Source organism: Agromyces humi, from assembly GCF_009720255.1.
Taxonomy (GTDB): Bacteria; Actinomycetota; Actinomycetes; order Actinomycetales; family Microbacteriaceae; genus Agromyces; species Agromyces humi.
Map to the genome: position 1 here is coordinate 1 of NZ_WJSP02000329.1, position 4,193 is coordinate 4,193.

2 protein-coding genes are annotated in these 4,193 nt (G+C 71.1%); one reads left to right on the forward strand and one right to left on the reverse strand.

What is annotated here, in order from left to right:
* Positions 1-3,164 (reverse strand): efflux RND transporter permease subunit (locus GH736_RS18290; protein ID WP_159605889.1); only part of this gene is annotated, 3,164 nt, incomplete at its 3' end.
* Positions 3,165-3,299: 135 nt separating this feature from the next.
* Between GH736_RS18290 and GH736_RS18295 the strand changes: the two genes are divergently transcribed.
* Positions 3,300-4,193, forward strand: an 894-nt coding sequence (locus GH736_RS18295) for a hypothetical protein (protein WP_159605891.1), incomplete at its 3' end; no start/stop codon positions are given.

The following is a 4,193-nucleotide window of genomic DNA, read 5'->3' on the forward strand; positions in this document are numbered from 1 at the left end:
CCGCCGAGCCGATCGCGCGGGTCTTCGAGCTCGCGCCCGCCCTCGACGAGGTCGTAGAGCACGGGCAGCACGATGAGCGTGAGCGCGGTCGACGACACGAGGCCGCCGATCACGACGAGCGCGAGCGGCTGCGAGATGAACCCGCCGTGGCCGGTGAGGCCGATCGCCATGGGCAGCAGCGCGAAGATCGTGGCCAGCGCCGTCATGAGGATCGGGCGCAGACGTCGCGACGAGCCGTGCAGCAGCGCGTCGCGCACGTTCATGCCGCGGTCGCGGTACTGGTTCACGAGGTCGACGAGCACGATCGCGTTCGTCACGACGATGCCGACGAGCATGAGCACGCCGACGAGCGACGCGACGCCGAGCGGGATGCCGGTGATGACCTGCAGCGCGATCGCGCCGGTCGCCGCGAACGGCACGGACACGAGCAGCAGCAGCGGCTGCAGCAGCGAGCGGAACGTCGCCACCATCACGATGTACACGATGAGGATCGCGGCGAGCAGCGCCAGCCCCAGTTGCGAGAACGACTCCTGCTGGTCGGCCGAGACGCCGCCGATCGACGCCGTCGCGCCGGCCGGCAGGTCGGCGGTCTCGACCGCCGCGGACACCTCGGCGCTCGCGGTGCCGAGGTCGTCGTCGTTCGGCGTCGCCGACACCGTGGCGCTGCGCAGGCCCTGCACCGTCGTGACCGACGAGGGCCCCTCGACCTGCTCGACGGTCGCGAGCGAGTCGAGGCGCACGAGCCCGGTGGGCGTCGGCACCTCGAGGGCCGAGAGCTCCTCCACCGACGTGGGCGGGTCGTCGGACGCGAGGTAGATGGTCAGCGTCTTCTCGTCGATGACGACCGAGCCCGCCGACTGGGGCTGCATCGCGGCCGAGACGAAGCCGCCGAGGGCGACCTCCGAGTAGCCGGCGGCCGCGGCAACCGCCCGGTTCACCTCGACGGCGACGTACTCGCGCGACTCCGACAGGTTCGACGAGGTCTGCGCGAGCGAGTCCAGCCCGTCGAGTTCCTGCTGCACCGCCTCGGTCGCGGCCTGCAGGTCCTCCGCGTTCGACGCCGTGACGTCGACCTCGATGTCGCTCGAGGCGCCGAAGCCGCTCGAAGCCGCCAGCGTGATGTCGCCGATGCCGTCGAGGTCGTCGAGCTCCTGGCGCACCTCGGCCTGCAGCGCGTCCTGGTCGGCGTCCTCGTCGGTCGTGATCGAGTAGGTGATGGTCGCGCCGTTGCCGCCGCCGAGCGCCGCGGCGAGCCCGCGCCCGCCCGAGCCGATCGAGGTCTGCACCGTCTCGACGCCCTCGGTCTCGCGGACGACCTGCTCGACGGGCTCCGATGCGGCGGCCAGCGCGTCGAGGCTGGTGCCGACCGGCAGCTCCTGGGTGACGCGGAACGTGTTCTGCCCCGACGAACCGAGGAAGTTCGTCTTCATGAGCGGTGTGAGCGCCAGGGTCCCCACGAGCACGAGACCGGCGATGACGAGCGTCACCACGCCGTGCTTCAGCGTCCACGCGATGATCGGGAGGTAGCCGCGCTGCAGGCGCGAGGGGTGCTCGAGCTCGTCGACGGCCTGCTTCGGGTTCTCCTCGTCGACGAACGCCGCCGCGGCGACCTCGCCCGCCTCGTCGTGCTTGTGCAGCTTCGCGGGCTTCAGGAACCAGTAGGCGAGCACCGGCACGATCGTGAGCGACACGAGCAGCGACGCGGCGAGCGCGATCGTGACCGTCAGCGCGAACGGCCGGAACAGCTCGCCGGTGACGCCCTCGACGAGCGCGAGCGGCAGGAACACCGCCACGGTGGTGATCGTCGACGCCGTGATCGCGCCGGCGACCTCGCGCACGGCCCGCACGATGGTGGTGTCCTTCGGGGCCCCGGCGACCAGGTGCCGCTTGATGTTCTCGATGACGACGATGGAGTCGTCGACGACGCGGCCGATGGCGATCGTCAGCGCGCCGAGCGTGAGGATGTTCAGCGTGTAGTCGGAGGCCTGCAGGCCGATGAACGTGATGAGCACCGACGTCGGGATCGAGATCGCGGTGACGAGGGTGGCGCGCACCGACATCAGGAAGACGAGGATCACGATCACCGCGAAGAGCAGGCCGAGCAGGCCCTCGGTCGCGAGCGACTCGATCGACTGCTGGATGTAGGGCGCCTGGTCGAACACGACGGTGAAGGTCGCCCCGGGGTTCGTGGTGTCGAGCGACGACTCGAGGTCGGGCAGGATCTCGCGCACCGCGTTCGACACCTCCACGGTGTTCGCGGCCGGCAGCTTGGTGACCGCGATGGTGAGCGCGGGTTCTCCGTTCACGCGCGAGATGCTCGTGACCGGGTTGTCGGTGAGCTCGACGGATGCCACGTCGCCGATGGTCGTCGCGACGGGCACGTCGCCCGTGGCCGGGCCGGCCGCCCCGGCCCCCGCCTGCGCACCGCGGAGCACCGGGAGCCCGGCGATGTCCTCGACGCTGCCGAGCGTGACGCCCGTCTGCACCGCGAAGGTCGAGTCGCCCTCGGTGATCGTGCCGGCGGGCACCAGCAGGCCGTTCTGCTGGAGCGCCGTGCGGATGGCCTGCTGCGAGATGCCGCGCGCCGCCAGCTCCTCGGGATTCGGGGTGATCGTGACGCGCTGTCCGACGTCGCCGATGAGCGTGGCCTCGCGCACGCCGTCGAGGTCGTTGAGCTCGCCGAGCGTGGTGCGCGAGATCTCGTCGGAGAGGGCGCTGATGTCATCGGCGCCAGTGACGGCGACCTGGATGACGGGGAAGTCGTCGAGGCTGAGGGCGAGCACCTGCGGGTCGACGTCCTCGGGGAGCTGGCCCGCGATGCGGTTCACGGCCGAGAGCAGCTTCTGCTCGGCGAAGGCGAGGTCGGTGCCGTACGTGAAGCTCGCCGCGACCCGCGACAGCCCCGTGGAGCTCGTCGTCGAGGTGGACTCGAGGCCGGTGATGCCCTGGATGGCGGTCTCGATCGGGGTCGAGACGTCCGTGTTCACGACGTCGGGCGACGCGCCGGGGTACGACGTGACGACGGAGAGCTGCGGGAACTCGATCGACGGTGCGAGCTCCTGCTTGAGGCTCGAGAGCGCGAGGCCGCCGAAGATCGCGACGACGATAGTGACGAGCGCGATGAGCGCTCGGTTCTTCATGCTGAGCGCGGCAAGCAGGTGCATCCCCTGATTCTCGCAGGGGCATGCATGCCAGAACGTCACGGGAAGCTGGGAATAGATGCATGGCAACCCCCCGAACAGGGGCCGCACCCGGAAAGAGTTTTCACGCTAACGTCGGAGGACGGGGGTGAGAGACCGATGATCGAAGCGGATCGCACACGGCAGGTGCCGTGGCTCCGCTACGCCCTGTTGGGCGCGATCACCGTCGTCATCTGGCTCGCCGTCAGCCTCTTCGCGAGCGCGTCCGGCGCGTCCGCCGACGAGAACCAGCCGAACGGCCAGGGCAAGGGCCTGCTGGGCCTGGTCGGCTCAGTGGTCGGAGCCGTCTCCGAGACCACGGGCGCCGTCGGCGACACGGTCGGCACCGTCGTCGAGACGGTCGTCGAGCCGGTCAACACCATCGTCGAGCCCGTCGTCGAGGCGGTCCCCGAGCCCGTCGCTCCGGTCATCCAGCCCGTCGTCGAGGCCGTTCCGGTCGTGACCGGGACCGTCACCGGCACCGCGAATGCGGCGGTCGGCACGGCGAACACGGCCGTCGGCACCGTCGGCAATGCAGTCTCGGCCACGGCCAAGGCGGCCGCCGGCAGCGGTGCGGTGGGCAAGGTCCTGCACCCGGTCGGGCACGGCGTCGACAAGACCGTCAGTGCGCTCCCCGTGGTCGGCGCCGTGGTGCCCAAGGGCCTCATCGGCAAGACGGTGGGCGGCGTCGCCGACACCGTCGACGGCACCCTCGGGGCAGTCGTCGGTTCCATGGGCCCGCTTCCCACCGACGGCTCCGGCATCCTCCCCCAGCTCCCGTCGATTCCGCTCCTCCCGGGCGGCTCCGGCGGTATCGGAGGGTCCGGCTCGCCCGTGATACCGGGCCTCGACGACCCGCTCGGCAGTGCTGCGCAACCAGCCGCAGCCGTGAGCGGGCCGCCCGTGAACGCGCCGGCAGCACTTCGCTCGAGCGCCGCCACCACGCCGTCGCCCGACTCCGAGTCCACACCTGTGCCCGCCGACCTGTCGGGCACGATCGCGCCCGCCGACCCC